This window comes from Streptomyces sp. NPDC087263 (assembly GCF_044744645.1).
Classification (GTDB): domain Bacteria; phylum Actinomycetota; class Actinomycetes; order Streptomycetales; family Streptomycetaceae; genus Streptomyces.
The window spans coordinates 24,441-37,941 of the sequence record NZ_JBIUYT010000001.1 but is presented as its reverse complement, the minus strand read 5'-3'; the positions used below and the strand labels follow the sequence as shown (position 1 = coordinate 37,941).

General features: G+C 70.2%; 15 protein-coding genes. 7 read left to right on the top strand and 8 right to left on the bottom strand.

All coding sequences use genetic code 11. The features are described from left to right. Positions 1 to 89 precede the first annotated feature (89 nt). The 4 genes from ACIPC1_RS00185 to ACIPC1_RS00170 all read right to left on the bottom strand — a co-directional run bounded on the left by ACIPC1_RS00185 (position 90) and on the right by ACIPC1_RS00170 (position 4,247). Complete coding sequence (locus ACIPC1_RS00185) at positions 90 to 1,580, bottom strand: glutamate synthase subunit beta (protein ID WP_402511921.1); 1,491 nt, start codon at positions 1,578 to 1,580, stop codon at positions 90 to 92. A 172-nt stretch (positions 1,581 to 1,752) separates the two neighbouring features. Beyond that, positions 1,753 to 2,232: a DUF1772 domain-containing protein gene (locus ACIPC1_RS00180; RefSeq protein WP_402511919.1), complete on the bottom strand. Its 480-nt coding sequence runs from the start codon at positions 2,230 to 2,232 to the stop codon at positions 1,753 to 1,755. 287 nt (positions 2,233 to 2,519) lie between these two features. Next, the gene (locus ACIPC1_RS00175) at positions 2,520 to 3,212 is read right to left on the bottom strand and encodes a DUF2293 domain-containing protein (protein WP_402511917.1); all 693 of its coding nucleotides are present in this window, start codon (positions 3,210 to 3,212) and stop codon (positions 2,520 to 2,522) included. Between the two features lie 246 nt (positions 3,213 to 3,458). Next, positions 3,459 to 4,247, bottom strand: coding sequence for an NAD(P)-dependent oxidoreductase (locus ACIPC1_RS00170; RefSeq protein WP_402511916.1), 789 nt, complete (start codon positions 4,245 to 4,247; stop codon positions 3,459 to 3,461). Between the two features lie 98 nt (positions 4,248 to 4,345). Between ACIPC1_RS00170 and ACIPC1_RS00165 the strand changes: the two genes are divergently transcribed. From ACIPC1_RS00165 to ACIPC1_RS00150, 4 genes are all read left to right on the top strand, one after another. After that, entirely contained in the window at positions 4,346 to 4,765 is a 420-nt protein-coding gene (locus ACIPC1_RS00165; RefSeq protein ID WP_402511914.1) for a winged helix-turn-helix transcriptional regulator, read from the top strand. Positions 4,766 to 4,775: 10 nt separating this feature from the next. Then, on the top strand, positions 4,776 to 5,417 hold the full coding sequence (locus tag ACIPC1_RS00160) for a uridine kinase (protein ID WP_402511912.1): 642 nt from the start codon (positions 4,776 to 4,778) through the stop codon (positions 5,415 to 5,417). A gap of 59 nt (positions 5,418 to 5,476) precedes the next feature. Further along, a complete protein-coding gene (locus tag ACIPC1_RS00155) occupies positions 5,477 to 5,872 on the top strand; it encodes a PPOX class F420-dependent oxidoreductase (RefSeq protein ID WP_384381714.1) in 396 nt (131 codons plus the stop codon). Positions 5,873 to 6,087: 215 nt separating this feature from the next. Next, complete coding sequence (locus ACIPC1_RS00150; RefSeq protein ID WP_384381716.1) at positions 6,088 to 6,516, top strand: CBS domain-containing protein; 429 nt, start codon at positions 6,088 to 6,090, stop codon at positions 6,514 to 6,516. A gap of 151 nt (positions 6,517 to 6,667) precedes the next feature. Here the strand turns inward: ACIPC1_RS00150 and corA are convergent, their stop codons facing one another. Then, the gene (gene corA / locus ACIPC1_RS00145) at positions 6,668 to 7,795 is read right to left on the bottom strand and encodes a magnesium/cobalt transporter CorA (RefSeq protein WP_402511910.1); all 1,128 of its coding nucleotides are present in this window, start codon (positions 7,793 to 7,795) and stop codon (positions 6,668 to 6,670) included. 191 nt (positions 7,796 to 7,986) lie between these two features. Between corA and ACIPC1_RS00140 the strand changes: the two genes are divergently transcribed. Then, positions 7,987 to 8,781, top strand: coding sequence for a class I SAM-dependent methyltransferase (locus tag ACIPC1_RS00140; RefSeq protein WP_402511909.1), 795 nt, complete (start codon positions 7,987 to 7,989; stop codon positions 8,779 to 8,781). 254 nt (positions 8,782 to 9,035) lie between these two features. On the opposite strand, the gene ACIPC1_RS00135 is transcribed toward ACIPC1_RS00140, so the two are convergent. Further along, positions 9,036 to 9,983: a carbohydrate kinase family protein gene (locus tag ACIPC1_RS00135; protein WP_402511908.1), complete on the bottom strand. Its 948-nt coding sequence runs from the start codon at positions 9,981 to 9,983 to the stop codon at positions 9,036 to 9,038. Then, complete coding sequence (locus tag ACIPC1_RS00130) at positions 9,980 to 10,924, bottom strand: pseudouridine-5'-phosphate glycosidase (protein WP_402511907.1); 945 nt, start codon at positions 10,922 to 10,924, stop codon at positions 9,980 to 9,982. The genes ACIPC1_RS00135 and ACIPC1_RS00130 overlap by 4 nt, the downstream gene beginning before the upstream one ends. A gap of 65 nt (positions 10,925 to 10,989) precedes the next feature. Here ACIPC1_RS00130 and ACIPC1_RS00125 point away from each other — a divergent pair, with 65 nt between their 5' ends. Further along, positions 10,990 to 11,418: a VOC family protein gene (locus ACIPC1_RS00125; protein ID WP_402511906.1), complete on the top strand. Its 429-nt coding sequence runs from the start codon at positions 10,990 to 10,992 to the stop codon at positions 11,416 to 11,418. Positions 11,419 to 11,483: 65 nt separating this feature from the next. Here the strand turns inward: ACIPC1_RS00125 and fdhA are convergent, their stop codons facing one another. After that, a complete protein-coding gene (fdhA, locus tag ACIPC1_RS00120) occupies positions 11,484 to 12,713 on the bottom strand; it encodes a formaldehyde dehydrogenase, glutathione-independent (protein WP_402511905.1) in 1,230 nt (409 codons plus the stop codon). 169 nt (positions 12,714 to 12,882) lie between these two features. Between fdhA and ACIPC1_RS00115 the strand changes: the two genes are divergently transcribed. Continuing rightward, a complete protein-coding gene (locus ACIPC1_RS00115; protein ID WP_402511904.1) occupies positions 12,883 to 13,245 on the top strand; it encodes a cupin domain-containing protein in 363 nt (120 codons plus the stop codon). Positions 13,246 to 13,501: the final 256 nt, after the last annotated feature.

Below are 13,501 nucleotides of genomic sequence, written 5' to 3'. Positions count from 1 at the left end.
CGAAGGATGCCGCTGCACCCGTCGCCGACGTGTGTGACCGACGTGTGTGACCGACGGGTGTGACCGACGGGTGTGACCGACGGGTGTCGCTACACCGACATAGGGCGGTCGTACGGCCCGATCGGCGTCGGCAGTCGCGAGTCGCCGCCGGTCAGACGGCGGTCCACCGCGGCCGCCACCGCGCGGCCCTCGGCGATGGCCCACACGATGAGGGACTGTCCGCGGGCGGCGTCCCCGGCGGCGTACACCCCGGGGACGTTCGTCGCGAACTCCGCGTCGCGGGCGATCGTGCCCCGCGGGTCGAGGGCCAGGCCCAGCTGGTCGATCAGGCCGTCGTGGCGGTCGGGCCCGGAGAAGCCGAGCGCGAGCAGCACCAGGTCGGCGGGGAGCGTCCGCCCGGAACCGTGGACCGGGAGGCGCCCGGCGTCCACCTCGACGAGGTGCAGTGAGCGGACGTGCCCTGCGGCGTCGCCGGTGAAGCGGAGTGTGGACGCCGCGAAGAGCCGCGCGTCCGCGTGCGCCGTGGGAGCCGTCTCCAGTGCGTCGGCCTCCTCGTGGGCGGCCGAGAGCCGGTAGATCTTCGGGTACGTCGGCCAGGGCTCGGAGTCGTGGTCGCGCTCCGCCTCCGGCAGCGGATAGATGTCGAGCTGGGTCACGGACGCCGCGCCCTCACGCACGGCGGTACCCAGACAGTCGGCGCCGGTGTCCCCGCCGCCGACGATGACGACGTGCTTGCCTGCGGCGGACAGCGGCGATGTCTCCAGGTCGCCCTCGCAGACCCGGTCGGCGAACGGGAGGTACTCCATCGCCTGGTGGACACCCTGCAACTCCCGCCCCGGTACGGGGAGGTCACGCCAGGCCGTCGCGCCCACGGCAAGGATGACGGCGTCGTAGCGCGCCCGCAGCTCCGCCGCCCCGATGTCCCGCCCGACCACCGTCGACGTACGGAACTTGGTTCCCTCCGCCCGCATTTGACCGAGCCGCTGGTCCAGATGCCGCTTCTCCATCTTGAACGCCGGGATCCCGTACCGCATGAGCCCGCCGATCCGGTCGGCCCGCTCGTACACGGCCACGGTGTGCCCGGCCCGGGTCAACTGCTGTGCCGCGGCAAGCCCGGTGGGCCCCGAACCGATGACCGCGACCGTCCGCCCGGAGAGCCGGTCCGGCGGACGCGGTGGCGTGAGCCCGTCCGCCCAGGCGCGGTCGGCGATGGCGACCTCGACGTTCTTGATGGTGACCGCGGGTTGGTTGATCGCGAGCACGCAGCCCGCCTCGCACGGCGCGGGGCACAACCGCCCGGTGAACTCGGGGAAGTTGTTCGTGGCGTGCAGCCGGTCGCTCGCCGCCCGCCAGTCCTCCCGGGAGACGAGGTCGTTCCACTCGGGGATCAGATTGCCCAGCGGACAGGCCTCGTGACAGAAGGGGACCCCACAGTCCATACAACGGTCGGCCTGCCTGCTGATGATCGGCAGCAGTGCTCCGGGGACGTACACCTCGTTCCAGTCCCGCACCCGTTCCTCGACGGGCCGGCGCGGATACTCCTCGCGCGGTGTGGTCATGAATCCCTTGGGATCGGCCATGGCCGTCCCCCTTGCATACGCGACGGGCACGGGGCCGCACGGCCGTCGGACGTCTTCGGCCCACGGCCTCCGGGCGGCACACCTTTCCCGCCACGATACGACGCCGCCGCGGGCCGCGCCGCTCAGCTCGCGGCCTCTGCTTGCGGTTCCGCTTCTGCTCTCCCGGGGTGGCTCAGGCCAGGGCGAGGACGTAGGAGATCGACGCGGCGGCCGCGGCGACCGTGCGGATGTGGTTCCACATCGACCACTCGCGCACGTACGTGGGCCAATACGCGGCGGCCTCCGGGCTGCCTGGGTCCATCTTGGCGAGCGCGTCGTTGCGGGGGACGTTCGCGGCGACGGTCACTCCGAAGCACCCGACCAGATACAGCGCGCTGCCCAGCAACAGTTCCACCGTCCTCTCGTCCGGCAGCAGCACGAACGTGACCACCGCGATGGCGGCACACAGCAGCGCCGACCCGATGAACGCCAGCAGGAACGCGGGGCGCAACGCGAACACATTGATCGACTTCATCGCGGCGACCCCCTGCGCGGGAGGCAGCTCGGCGATCGCCCTCATCACGAACGACGAGAATCCGTAGAACACCCCGGCCACCAGCCCACAGCCCAGCACACCCAGCAACGTCAGCACGAAGTACGGTCCATCGATCATGTCCACTCCCACATCGACCCGAAACCCGCCATCACCACAAGTGAAAACCCGCACGGCGACGGTGACCATGGCTGAGGGGCGCGGGGGCATACGGGAGCGTCCAGGGGCCCACCGGCCGGTTCGGCGTTTGAGGGCGAGGAGGGCGGGGCGGGCGGGGCGCGCGGGGTATTTCAGCCGGTTCGGCGTTTGAGGACGAGCGCGTTCAGCGCGATGCGGGGGTCTGGGGGCGGCAGCCCCCAGGAGCAAGGGACGGGTAGGGGCGGAGGGGGCGAAAACCGGCCTCTACGTCACGGCAACGCCTGCCCGGTATGCCACCCCCGCACGGTGGCCTCCACCACCACAGCGATCCGCCGCCGCGCCTCATACCGAGGCACCCCGCTCATCAGCAACTGGTCGTACGGCGTATCCATGTGCCGCACGGACGCCCGAACCGCCGAGGCCACCGCCGCCTCGGACAGCGCGCGACCCGCCGCGCTGCGCCCCACCCGCCCACTCCCACGCACCGAGGCGTGCACGGCGATGTCCCGCGCACGGTCGGCCGGACAGCCCGGAAACATCCGGCGGATCTCCCGCGCGAAGGCGTCCGTGAACCGCAGATCCTCCACCTCCCTCCGTCGCGCATCCCGAACCCGGCGCCGCCGCCGCGCCTCCGCGTCCGCCAGGCACCGCTCCTCGGCCCGGGCCAGCGCCGCCTCCTCGACGAGCGCGCCCTGCCGCTCGTACCGGCTCCTGCGCCGGTTGAACCGCACCACCACCGCCGACAGCGTGCTCCCCTCCCGCGACCTCCGCGTCAGTGCGGTGTCGCCTCGCGGCAGGAACACCAGATGCCCGAGATCCGCGCAGTCCAGACACCGCGGCGCCCCCTCCTCCAGCACCAGCAACGCGAGCGGCCCCGTCCGGCACTCGGCGCACTGTCGCTTCTTGAGCGGCTGGATGACGAGAAGTCCGGTGCGGTGCGGGGGAGTTGTGATCGGTGCCATACGCGGTTCATTCCCCTGTCCGACCCGGGATCTACGTCGCCGGCTTCGGGGAAACCCGGATCAGGAGCCGAGTCAGGAGCCGAGTCGGGCGCCGGATCAGGAACCGAGTCAGGCGCCAAGTCAGGAACCGGATCAAGAGCCGGATCAAGAGCCGGATCAAGAGCCGGATCAAGAGCCGGATCAAGAGCCGGATCAGGAGCCGAGTCAGGAGACGGACCAGGAACAGACCAGGCGCCGGACCAGGAGTCATCTCAGGGGTGACCCCGGGTTGAAGACCGACACCCGCGTTCGGTGCAATGTCGGCGCCTCGATCTCATCAAGCACCGCCACCGCGAGGTCCGCGTACGACAGGTGCGCGGCACCGTCCGGCGCGCTCTCGCCCCCGAACCGGTACCGCCCGGTGCGCGGGGCGCCGTCCTCCAACCGGGCGGGCGGCGTGAGCATCACCCAGTCGACGTCAGCCACACCCTCCCTGTCCCCACCCGCTCGGTCGGCACCCTCCCTGTCCGCACTGTCTCGACCCCCACCGTCCCTGTCCGCACCCTCCCGGCCTGCCTTCTCCTCGCCCGCCGCGTCCCGCAGTCGCCGCAGCCCCTCCGCGTGCGCCAGCGCGAACGGCCGGATCTCCGCCGGGAAAGCCTCCGGATCGTCCATCACGGCCCGGCCGTCCGCCCCGAGGAGGTTCGCGAACAGCCCGACGGCGACGAGCCGGCGTACCCTCGCCCCGGCCAGCCCGCCGAGCAGCGCGTCCGCGGCCCTGACGAAGAACTCCGGGTCGAGCGAGTCGAATCCCTGCTCCGGACCACTGAACGGCGACACGGCGTGCACGGCCGCGGCATGCCCGCCCACCACCCCGGCAACCGACTCCGGATCGGTGACATCACCCCGTACGACCGAGACACCGTCCACGCCGAGCTCCGGATACCGCCCCGGCTCCCGCACCACGGCCGTCACCCAGTGCCCCCGCCTCCGGGCCTCGTCCGTCACCGCCCGCCCCGCGCGTCCGCCCGCTCCGAACACGACGATCCCGGCCATGCCCAACCCCCTTGCCAGGCAGCGCATTTCACCGCCTGACCTGGACGGTATGAACGGGATACCGGCTACTTCAACGAAATCGGCGCTAGCCTCGAACGATGACCGAGCCGTCACGTACCGAGTCGTCACGTACCGAGCCGCGCCCGGCGCCGGCCGAGAGCCTCGCCTCCGACATGTTCGACCCCGTGTGCCCGTCCGGAGCGATGCCCTTCCGGGTCGGGGACAAGTGGACCGGCATGGTGATCCGCTGCCTCGAAGGCGGCCCGCGCCGTTTCACCGAACTACGTGTACCGCTCAGCGCCATCACCCCCAAGGTCCTCAGCCAGACCCTCCGCGCCATGGAACGCGACGGACTCGTCACCCGCACCGCGTACGACGAGAACCCGCCCCGCGTCGAATACGCCCTCACTTCCCTCGGCCGCACCCTCATCCCCCTCCTCGACGCCGCCCGCACCTGGAGCGCCACGCACCTTCCGCAACTCCTCGCCGCCCGCGATGCCCACGAGAACGCCTCCTGATCGCGGCATCATGGGCTACGTGCGACTCGAAGCGATCACCTGGGAAAGGCTCGGCGACCTTCTCGCCGAGCGGCTGCTCGACCTGAAACCGGACGACGGCAGCCCCTGGCCGCGCATCGCCTTCGACGGAGCCCCGGCCGCCCGCCCCGGTGAACTCGCGGACCGTGTCTCCGCGGCGCTCCGCATACGAGGCCGTTCCTCGCTCGTGGTCGGTACGGAGGGCTTCCTGCGTCCCTCGTCGGTGCGGCTCGAATACGGCCGCGAGGACGTGGAGTCGTACTACGGCGGCTGGTTCGACACCGGCGCCCTGTGGCGTGAGGTCTTCGGCCCCCTCGAACCCGGTGGCGACGGCCGAGTCCTGCCCGACCTCTGGGATCCGACCACCGACCGCGCCACCCGCAGCCCCTACGTCCAACTCCCGCCAGGCAGCCCACTGTTGCTGCACGGCCCTTTCCTCCTTCGCCACTGGTTCCCCTTCGACCTCAGCGTCCACGTGCTCCTCTCCCCAGGTGCACTCCGCCGCCACACTCCCGAGACCGAGCACTGGACCCTCCCCGCCTTCGCGCGCTACGAGACCGACACGGACCCGGGCGCCACGGCCGACGTGCTGGTACGCGCCGACGACCCACGCCATCCCGCCTGGAACGGCTGATCGCGGCCAGTCACGCAAAACCCTTCTGCATGCACGTGCATATAGTTATGCTGATGGTCATGACGCTCTCCTTCGCTGAATCGGTCCGCACCCTCCTCGACGCCAAGAACTTCGCCAGCGTCGCCACCCTCGGCCCCGGCGGCGCTCCGCAGAACTCGGTGGTCTGGATCAAACGCGAGGGCGACACCGTGCTGTTCTCCTCCACCGCCGGACGCCAGAAGGTGCGCAACCTTCAGCGCGACCCCCGGATCAGCCTCTCGGTCTTCGACCTCGCCAACCCCTACACCTCGGTGGAGATCCGCGGCACCGCCGAGATCCTCCCCGACGACGCCAAGCGCCTCCCGTACGAGCTCTCCCACAAGTACCTCGGCATCGACCCTCCGGCGGAGAAGGACGACGAGGTCCGCGTGATCATCCGTGTCGTCCCGCAGAAGATCGTCGGCTTCTCCGCCTGACCCGAAACCAGGAACTCTGACCCGAAACCAGGAACTCTGACCCGAAACCAGGAACTCTGACTCGAAACCAGGAACTCTGACTCGAAACCGGGAACTCTGACCCGAAACCGGGAACTTCCGGGTGCGTTTCTCCGGGAGCGCGGCGAGAATGTAGGGCGCCGGGACTAGCGGTGCCTTCCGCGCCGCGCCGGCCGTCCGGCACCGGGAGGTACTTCATGACCACCGCCGGAGACATCATGCACCGTGGTGCCCAGTGGATTCCCGCCCACGAGACCCTGGACCGCGCCGCCCAGCTGATGCGCGAGCTCCACGTAGGAGCCCTGCCCATCAGCGACGAGAACGAACGGCTCTGCGGCATCCTCACGGACCGCGACATCGTCATCGGCTGTGTCGCCATGGGCCACGACCCGGCGCGGGTCACCGCGGGCGAGATGGCCCAGGGAACCCCGCGCTGGATCGACTCGAACGCCGATGTCGGCGAGGTGCTCCAGGAGATGAAGGGGCACCAGATCCGCCGGCTTCCCGTGATCGAGAACAAACGCCTGGTCGGCATGATCAGCGAGGCCGACCTGGCCCGGCATCTGACGGACGAACAGCTCGCCGCCTGGGTCGAGAGCGTCTACGCGAGGAGCGCGACGAGCTGACCTCGTCGATCCTCCCGATTCGGCAAACCCCGGCGAGGTTTCCGCCGCGCCGACCCTCCTCCCGGTGATCTGCCCGTTCCCGCGGGCACGTTCGTTTCCGAGTGCGCACCCTCGTCCAGTCGGCCGGGCCGGACGAGAGGCGCCTCAGGTCTCACAGCCAGCCGCTGCGCCGGAACCCCCGATACAGGACGAGGCAGATCGTGGCGATCACGCCGAGGACCAGCGGGTAGCCGAACGTCCAGTGCAGTTCCGGCATGTGCTCGAAGTTCATGCCGTACACCCCGCAGACCATCGTCGGTACGGCGATGAGGGCCGCCCACGCCGTGATCTTCCGCATGTCCTCGTTCTGCGAGACCGTGACCTGCGCCAGGTGTGCCTGCAGGATGGAGTTGAGCAGCTCGTCGAAGGCGGCGATCTGTTCGGTGGCCCGCAACAGATGGTCGGAGACGTCGCGGAAGTAGGCCTGTATCTCCGGGTCGATCGCCCGTATCGGGCGGGTGGCGAGCTCCTGGACCGGGCGGGCGAGCGGAACCGCGGCCCGCTTCAGTTCAAGGAGTTCACGCTTGAGCTGGTAGATGCGGCCCGCGTCCGCCCGAGCGCCGTTCTCGGCGAAGACATCGGCCTCGACCTGGTCGATGTCCGCCTGGACCGAGTCCGTGACATTTACGTAGTCGTCGACCACATGGTCCGCGATCGCGTGCAGCACTGCGGCCGGGCCTTTGGAGAGCTGGTGGGGATCGGCCTCCAGCTCCTCGCGCAGCGGGCCCAGCGACCCGTGCCTTCCGTGCCGCACCGTGATGACGAAGTCGGTCCCGACGAAGACCATGATCTCGCCGGTGTTCACCACCTCGCTGGTCGCCGTCAGTTCCTTGTGCTCGACATAGCAGACCGTCTTGAACACGGCGAACAGCGTCTCGTCGTACCGCTCGAGCTTCGGGCGCTGATGGGCTTCCACCGCGTCCTCGACGGCCAGAGGGTGTAGGTCGAAGAGATCGGCGATGCCGACGAACTCCTGGTCCGTCGGCTCGTGCAGCCCCAGCCAGACGAACCCGTTGTCCTTCTTGCGGACCCGCTCCACGGTGTCGACCAGATCGCGGCCGCCGGGGACTCTGGCGCCGTCCTGATAAGCCACGCAGTTCACTACCGCCGAACCCAGCGGGGACCGGGCGGGGTGGCTCAGGTCGACTCGGGTGCGTCGCCGTGCCAGCCGCGCCACCTTGCGGAGGCCGCTGACCTTGTCCAGGCCCGTGACCTTCCGCAGATTCCCTGCCATGGACATCTGGCTCTCCTTGCGTGGATCCCCTCGCGCCGCACTTTGCGCCTTGGCGTGTCAGTTTGCCAGGCCGGTTCGACCGCCGGAAAAGCCTGTGGGAACGGAGCATTCCGCTCCGGTATGTCGACCGCTGGTGAGTGTCGACAACGGGAGCGTCGACGATTCATAACAAGGCACTCAAATGGGATGATCTCTCCATGACGCGAACCGACGGGTATCTCCTCGACAATCGGCAGACCGGGGCGGAGCAGCGCTTCGACGCCTCCGCCACTCTCTTCGACCCCACGACGTTCCGGCACCTCGAACGCTTCGGCATCGGCTCAGGCTGGCGTTGCTGGGAGGTCGGCGCGGGCGGCACGTCCGTGGTGTCCTGGCTCGCCAAGAAGGTCGGCCCCACCGGACGGGTCATCGCGACCGACATCGACACGTCGTGGGTGGCCTCCGCCGCCCGCCCGCCGATCCAGGTGCGCGTCCATGACGTGGGTGTGGAGGAGCCGCCGGGGGACGGCTTCGACCTCGTGCACGCCCGGCTCGTACTGGTCCATGTGCCGGACCGGGAGCAGGCGTTGCGGTCGATGATCAAGGCCCTGCGGCCCGGTGGCCGGCTCCTCGTCGAGGACGCCGATCCCGCCTTGCAGCCCCTACTCTGCCTCGACGAGTACGGCCCCGAGCAACAACTCGCGAACCGGCTGCGCCAAGGCCTGCGCAGCCTGCTCGGGGAGCGCGGCGCCGACCTCGGATACGGCCGCAAGCTCCCGCGTCTGCTTCGCCAGGCGGGGCTGCGCGGTGTGGAGGCCGACGCGTACTTCCCCGTCACCTCGCCCGCCTGCGCCGCCCTCGAATCCGCGACGATCCGCCAGATCAGAGAACAGCTCGTCACCGCGGGCCTCGCCACCCATGAGGAGATCGACCGTCACCTGGCCAATGTCGCCTCCGGGTCGATGGACCTGACTACGGCGCCGATGATCTCGGCGTGGGGGCGCAAGGGCTAGGTCCTGTCGTCACGTTCCCGTCTGCCTCGCGGCGCCCTGCATGCCCTCTCGCCGCACCGGGCGCAGACCCAAGTACGTCCAAGTACGAGGGTCTACGCCCGGCACACCGAGAGCACGCACCTACTGCGACACAGGCTGCTGCCGCAGCGGGCGCGAGGCCGCCCTCCGGGCGACGACGGGAAGGTGACGACAGGACCTGGACGCGGGAAGGGAGTCGGCGCGTCGAGTTCGGGTGGGTGCCTTCTTGGGCACCGTCACGAGAGCGTCGGCGGCCTCCCCCCGACCCGCTCCACCGCCGTCGCCCCAGCCCCGCACCCCTTCACCGCGGCCTCCTCGGGCTCCGCGCCCGCGAGCAGGGCGGCGAGGAACGCTCCAGTGAAGGCATCGCCCGCGCCCGTGGTGTCGCGGGGTGTGGCGGGCGATGCCGGAACACGGGCGTGGACGGCGCCCGAACGGGCCACCAGGGCTCCGTCGCCGCCCTGCTTGGCGACGACCAGGGGGACGTGGCGGCTCAACTTGGCCGCCGCGTCCGCCGGATCGGGCAGCCCCGTCAGCAGGAAGGCCTCGTCCCGGCTGGGCAGCAGGATGTCGACACCCTCCGCGAGTGCAAGGAAGCGGTCCACACCCAAATGCGTGAGGAACCCCGCCGAAGCGGGGTCCAGACTCACCGGTACGCCACGCGCGCGTGCCGACTCCAGTGCCACCGACACCAGCGCCCGGCCCGACTCGGAGAAGAGCAGATATCCCGACAGGTGCAGCCTTGCGACCCCGTCGAGCAGCGCGGGAGACCAGTCGCCGGGTTCGAGCTGAGGGGAGGATCTGAGGTCCGTGAGGAACGTGCGCTCGGCCGAAGCACCCGTGTCCACCAGGCAGATGACCGTCCCCGTGGGCGCCTCCGGATCGACGACGAGGAGCGGGCGTACGCCGGCTGCCGTCAGCTCACGCTCGTGCCACCCGGCCGCGTCCGCACCCACCCGGCCGAGCAACCGCACGTCCGTACAGCCCGCATGCGCCGCCCAGCAGGCGACGTTGGCGCCTGCCCCGCCCGGCAGGGTCAGGATCGTGGCGGCGGTGTCGGTGCCCGCCGCCAGTGGTCCCCGGTGCTGGGCGACGACGTCCGTGACCACGTCGCCGATGACGAGCAGCGCCCCTGCGGCCGCGTTTCCGTTTCGCCCGGCAGCCGAATGATCCGTCCCGCTCACGCCGCCCCGGCCCAGGCGGCGGCGATCCGCCCCGCGAGACGTACGTTGCCGCGTACCGCCGCGAGGTTGGCACTCAGCGAGGCGCCGTCCGTGTGCCGCACCAGATAGTCGAGCAGGAACGGAGTCACGGCCTGCCCGGTCACGCCCTCCGCCTCGCACGCGTGCAGCGCGTCGGCGAGCACGCGCGCGTGGAGCGAGGGATCGAGCTGCTCCTCTTCGGGGACGGGGTTCGCGACGATGAGCGCCGACTCGGGACCGTCCAGCGTGTCCTGCGCGCGCATGACATCCGCCACCTGCCCGGGCGACCGAAGCGTCCACTCCACCGGATGCCCCGAGTCGGACAGATAGAAGCCGGGGAAGCGTTCCGTGCCGTATCCGGCCACCGCCACGCCCAGCGTCTCCAGGCGCTGCAGCGTCGCGGGCACGTCCAGGATCGACTTGACGCCCGCGCACACCACCGTGATCCGGGTACGCGCCAGCAGACCCAGATCGGCGGACTCGTCCTGGGTCACCGTCCACTCCCGGTGCACCCCACCGAGCCCGCCCGTCGCGAACACCCGTAGGCCCGCGCGGGCGGCCAGCAGTGCCGTCGCGGACACGGTCGTCGCCCCGCTCGCCCCCGACGCCACCGCGAGGGGCAGATCACGGTGCCCCAGCTTGCGGATCCCGTCCTCGTTCGCGACCCGCTCCAACTGCTCCTTGTCCAGTCCGACAAGGGGCCGCCCGTCGAGCACGGCGATCGTCGCGGGAACGGCGCCCTCCCGCCGTACGACATCCTCCAGTTCCAGAGCGACCTGCAGATTGCGCGGGCGCGGCAGCCCGTGCGCGATGATCGTCGACTCCAGGGCCACCACCGGCCGGCGCGCGTCGAGCGCCTCTCGCACCTCTTCGGACACCACGATCACGCGGCTGCCTCCTGTCGGTCGGTCGTCTTTCCTCATCTCTGGCGAGCGGCACACCAGGTCAAACCCTTGCGACCGGCGTCGCGGACCCCCAGCCTGAGAACATGACGGACAACTCGGCACGTCTCGACCATGTCGTCCTCTGGGTGCGCGATCCGGTCGCCTCCGCCGGCTTCTACGAGAAGGTGGTCGGCCTGGAACCCCTGAGGGTCAGCGAATTCGCTGCGGGGGAGGTGTCGTTCCCCTCCGTACGCCTCAATGAGGAGACCATTTTCGACCTCGCGCCGCTCGCCATGGCGCCGCACATGAACATGGTCCCCGGAGGAGCCGACAGCGCCGGTCACCCGGTCAACCACGTATGCGTGTCCCTCCAGGAGGACGATTTCACGGCGCTGCGGGCACGTCTGGAGGAGCGCTCCGTCCCGGTCTCGGACTTCTCGTACGACTCCTTCGGCGCCCGCGGAAACTCCAGGCGCAGCTTCTACTTCCGCGACCCGGACGGAAACGTCTTCGAGGCACGGCACTACGAGTAACGCCCAGGGGTGCCCACGCGCGTGGGCACCCCTGTCAGCCAGCTGGACGTATGGCTTTCAGCACCTCAGACGGGTCGGACGCCGTCCAGGGCCCCATGTGGATCGAGCACGTACTTGCGGCTGGCGCCCTGGTCGAACTCGGCGTAACCGCGTGGTGCGTCGTCCAGACTGATCACCGTAGCGTTGACCGCCTTGGCGATGTGCACCCGCTCGTGGAGGATCGCCTGCATCAGCCCCCGGTGGTACCGCATCACCGGGCACTGGCCCGTGGTGAACTGGTGACTCTTCGCCCAACCCAGGCCGAGCCGGACCTTCAGCGTCCCTGTCCGGGCGTCCTGGTCGATCCCCCCGGGGTCGTCCGTGACGTACAGCCCGGGGATGCCGAGGGCGCCGCCCGCGCGCGTGATGCCCATCAGCGAGTTGAGGACGGTCGCGGGCGCCTCCTGGGCGTTCGGGCTGTGGGCCCTGGCCTCGAAACCGACCGCGTCCACGGCCGCGTCGACCTCGGGTTCCCCGAGGATCTGCGCGATCTGGTCCCCCACGCTGCCGCGTGACACATCGACGGTCTCGCAGCCGAAACTCCGCGCCTGGGCGAGGCGTTCGGCGTTGAGGTCCCCGACGATGACGACCGCGGCACCAAGGAGCTGAGCCGAAGCCGCGGCGGCGAGACCGACCGGGCCCGCCCCGGCGACATACACCGTCGAACCGACTCCGGCGCCCGCGCTGAGCGCGCCGTGGAAGCCGGTCGGGAAGATGTCCGACAGCATGGTGAGGTCGAGGAGCTTCTCCCGGGCCTGGTCCCGGTCGGGGAACCGCAGCAGGTTGAAGTCCGCGTACGGGACCATGGCGTACTCGGCCTGCCCGCCGACCCAGCCGCCCATGTCGACATACCCATAAGCGGCGCCCGGCCGGGCCGGGTTGACGTTCAGACAGATGCCGGTTTTCTGCTCCTTGCAGTTGCGGCACCGCCCGCAGGCGATGTTGAACGGGACCGACACGATGTCCCCGACCTCGACGAACTCGACGTCCGGGCCGCGTTCCAGTACCTCTCCGGTGATTTCGTGACCGAGGACCAGCCCCTCGGGCGCGGTCGTACGACCCCGCACCATGTGCTGGTCACTTCCGCAGATGTTGCTGGCGAGTACCTTGAGGATGACCCCGTGTCGGCATTTGCGGCCGATGTTGTCGGGTGCCACTCCTGGTCCGTCCTGCAGTTCAAGCGTCGGGTGGTCGATGGTCCTGACCTCCACCGCACCCGGCTTGAGATACGCGACTGCCCTGTTTCCGCTGCTCATGCCTGATCGCCGTCCTTTCAGCCCCGTTGCTTCGGACGCCAGCGGCTGTGCGCATGGCGGAGTCTGCTACCAGCCGCGCCTTCCGGCCACCCTCCGCGGCAGGGCCTTTTTCGAAGTGGGGCACCCCGTCATCACCCTCGGGTCCGGCATGCGTTTAAGGTGACCGCTCATGACCACGAACTCCCAGGCCAGGCCCTCCTTCACCGTGCACATCCCCGACGTGGAGCTCGAACCGGAGCCGCTGGATCCGGCCCAGATCGTCTCCGGCGCCCCGGTCGTGACGGGCAAGGTCCTGTGGGAGTCGGCGGACGGCAGGCAACTGCGCGGCATCTGGCAGATCACGCCCGGCGTCGTGACCGACACGGAGGCGAACGAGCTCTTCGTCGTCGTCAGCGGGCGCGCCACGATCGAGGTCGAGGGCGGTGACGTCATCGACGTGGGTCCCGGCGACGCGGCGATCCTGCGCGAGGGCGACCGCACGACCTGGACGGTCCACGAGACGCTCCGCAAGGCCTACCAGATCGGCCTCTGACGGCCTGCTCGGCGGCTCGCGTCGCCCGCGCCTCGGGGCCCGAGACCGAGCAGAGCGCCGGCCTGGACGACCGGCCCGAAGGGATGCCGGCCGGCCCGTTGCGGTCTGGCCGAGGCGACACCCCGAGGAGCCGGAGCGCGTCTCATCGATGAGTCACGCGGCGGCTCACCGAGAGTGGCCAGAACGGCGGACGCGGAAGCATCGGGCGGTCAGAGAAGGGGCTCTGAAAACACTGGGTGGCCAAAACGGCGGCTCC

Excerpts from the sequence above, each read along its gene's own strand:
- ACIPC1_RS00130 (WP_402511907.1), bottom strand. The coding sequence starts at position 10,924 with ATGAGGAAAGACGACCGACCGACAGGAGGCAGCCGCGTGATCGTGGTG.
- corA (WP_402511910.1), bottom strand. The coding sequence starts at position 7,795 with ATGTCCATGGCAGGGAATCTGCGGAAGGTCACGGGCCTGGACAAGGTC.
- ACIPC1_RS00160 (WP_402511912.1), top strand. The coding sequence starts at position 4,776 with ATGGGCTACGTGCGACTCGAAGCGATCACCTGGGAAAGGCTCGGCGAC.
- ACIPC1_RS00185 (WP_402511921.1), bottom strand. The coding sequence starts at position 1,580 with ATGGCCGATCCCAAGGGATTCATGACCACACCGCGCGAGGAGTATCCG.
- ACIPC1_RS00155 (WP_384381714.1), top strand. The coding sequence starts at position 5,477 with ATGACGCTCTCCTTCGCTGAATCGGTCCGCACCCTCCTCGACGCCAAG.
- fdhA (WP_402511905.1), bottom strand. The coding sequence starts at position 12,713 with ATGAGCAGCGGAAACAGGGCAGTCGCGTATCTCAAGCCGGGTGCGGTG.
- ACIPC1_RS00140 (WP_402511909.1), top strand. The coding sequence starts at position 7,987 with ATGACGCGAACCGACGGGTATCTCCTCGACAATCGGCAGACCGGGGCG.
- ACIPC1_RS00125 (WP_402511906.1), top strand. The coding sequence starts at position 10,990 with ATGACGGACAACTCGGCACGTCTCGACCATGTCGTCCTCTGGGTGCGC.
- ACIPC1_RS00170 (WP_402511916.1), bottom strand. The coding sequence starts at position 4,247 with ATGGCCGGGATCGTCGTGTTCGGAGCGGGCGGACGCGCGGGGCGGGCG.
- ACIPC1_RS00150 (WP_384381716.1), top strand. The coding sequence starts at position 6,088 with ATGACCACCGCCGGAGACATCATGCACCGTGGTGCCCAGTGGATTCCC.
- ACIPC1_RS00175 (WP_402511917.1), bottom strand. The coding sequence starts at position 3,212 with ATGGCACCGATCACAACTCCCCCGCACCGCACCGGACTTCTCGTCATC.
- ACIPC1_RS00180 (WP_402511919.1), bottom strand. The coding sequence starts at position 2,232 with ATGATCGATGGACCGTACTTCGTGCTGACGTTGCTGGGTGTGCTGGGC.
- ACIPC1_RS00165 (WP_402511914.1), top strand. The coding sequence starts at position 4,346 with ATGACCGAGCCGTCACGTACCGAGTCGTCACGTACCGAGCCGCGCCCG.
- ACIPC1_RS00115 (WP_402511904.1), top strand. The coding sequence starts at position 12,883 with ATGACCACGAACTCCCAGGCCAGGCCCTCCTTCACCGTGCACATCCCC.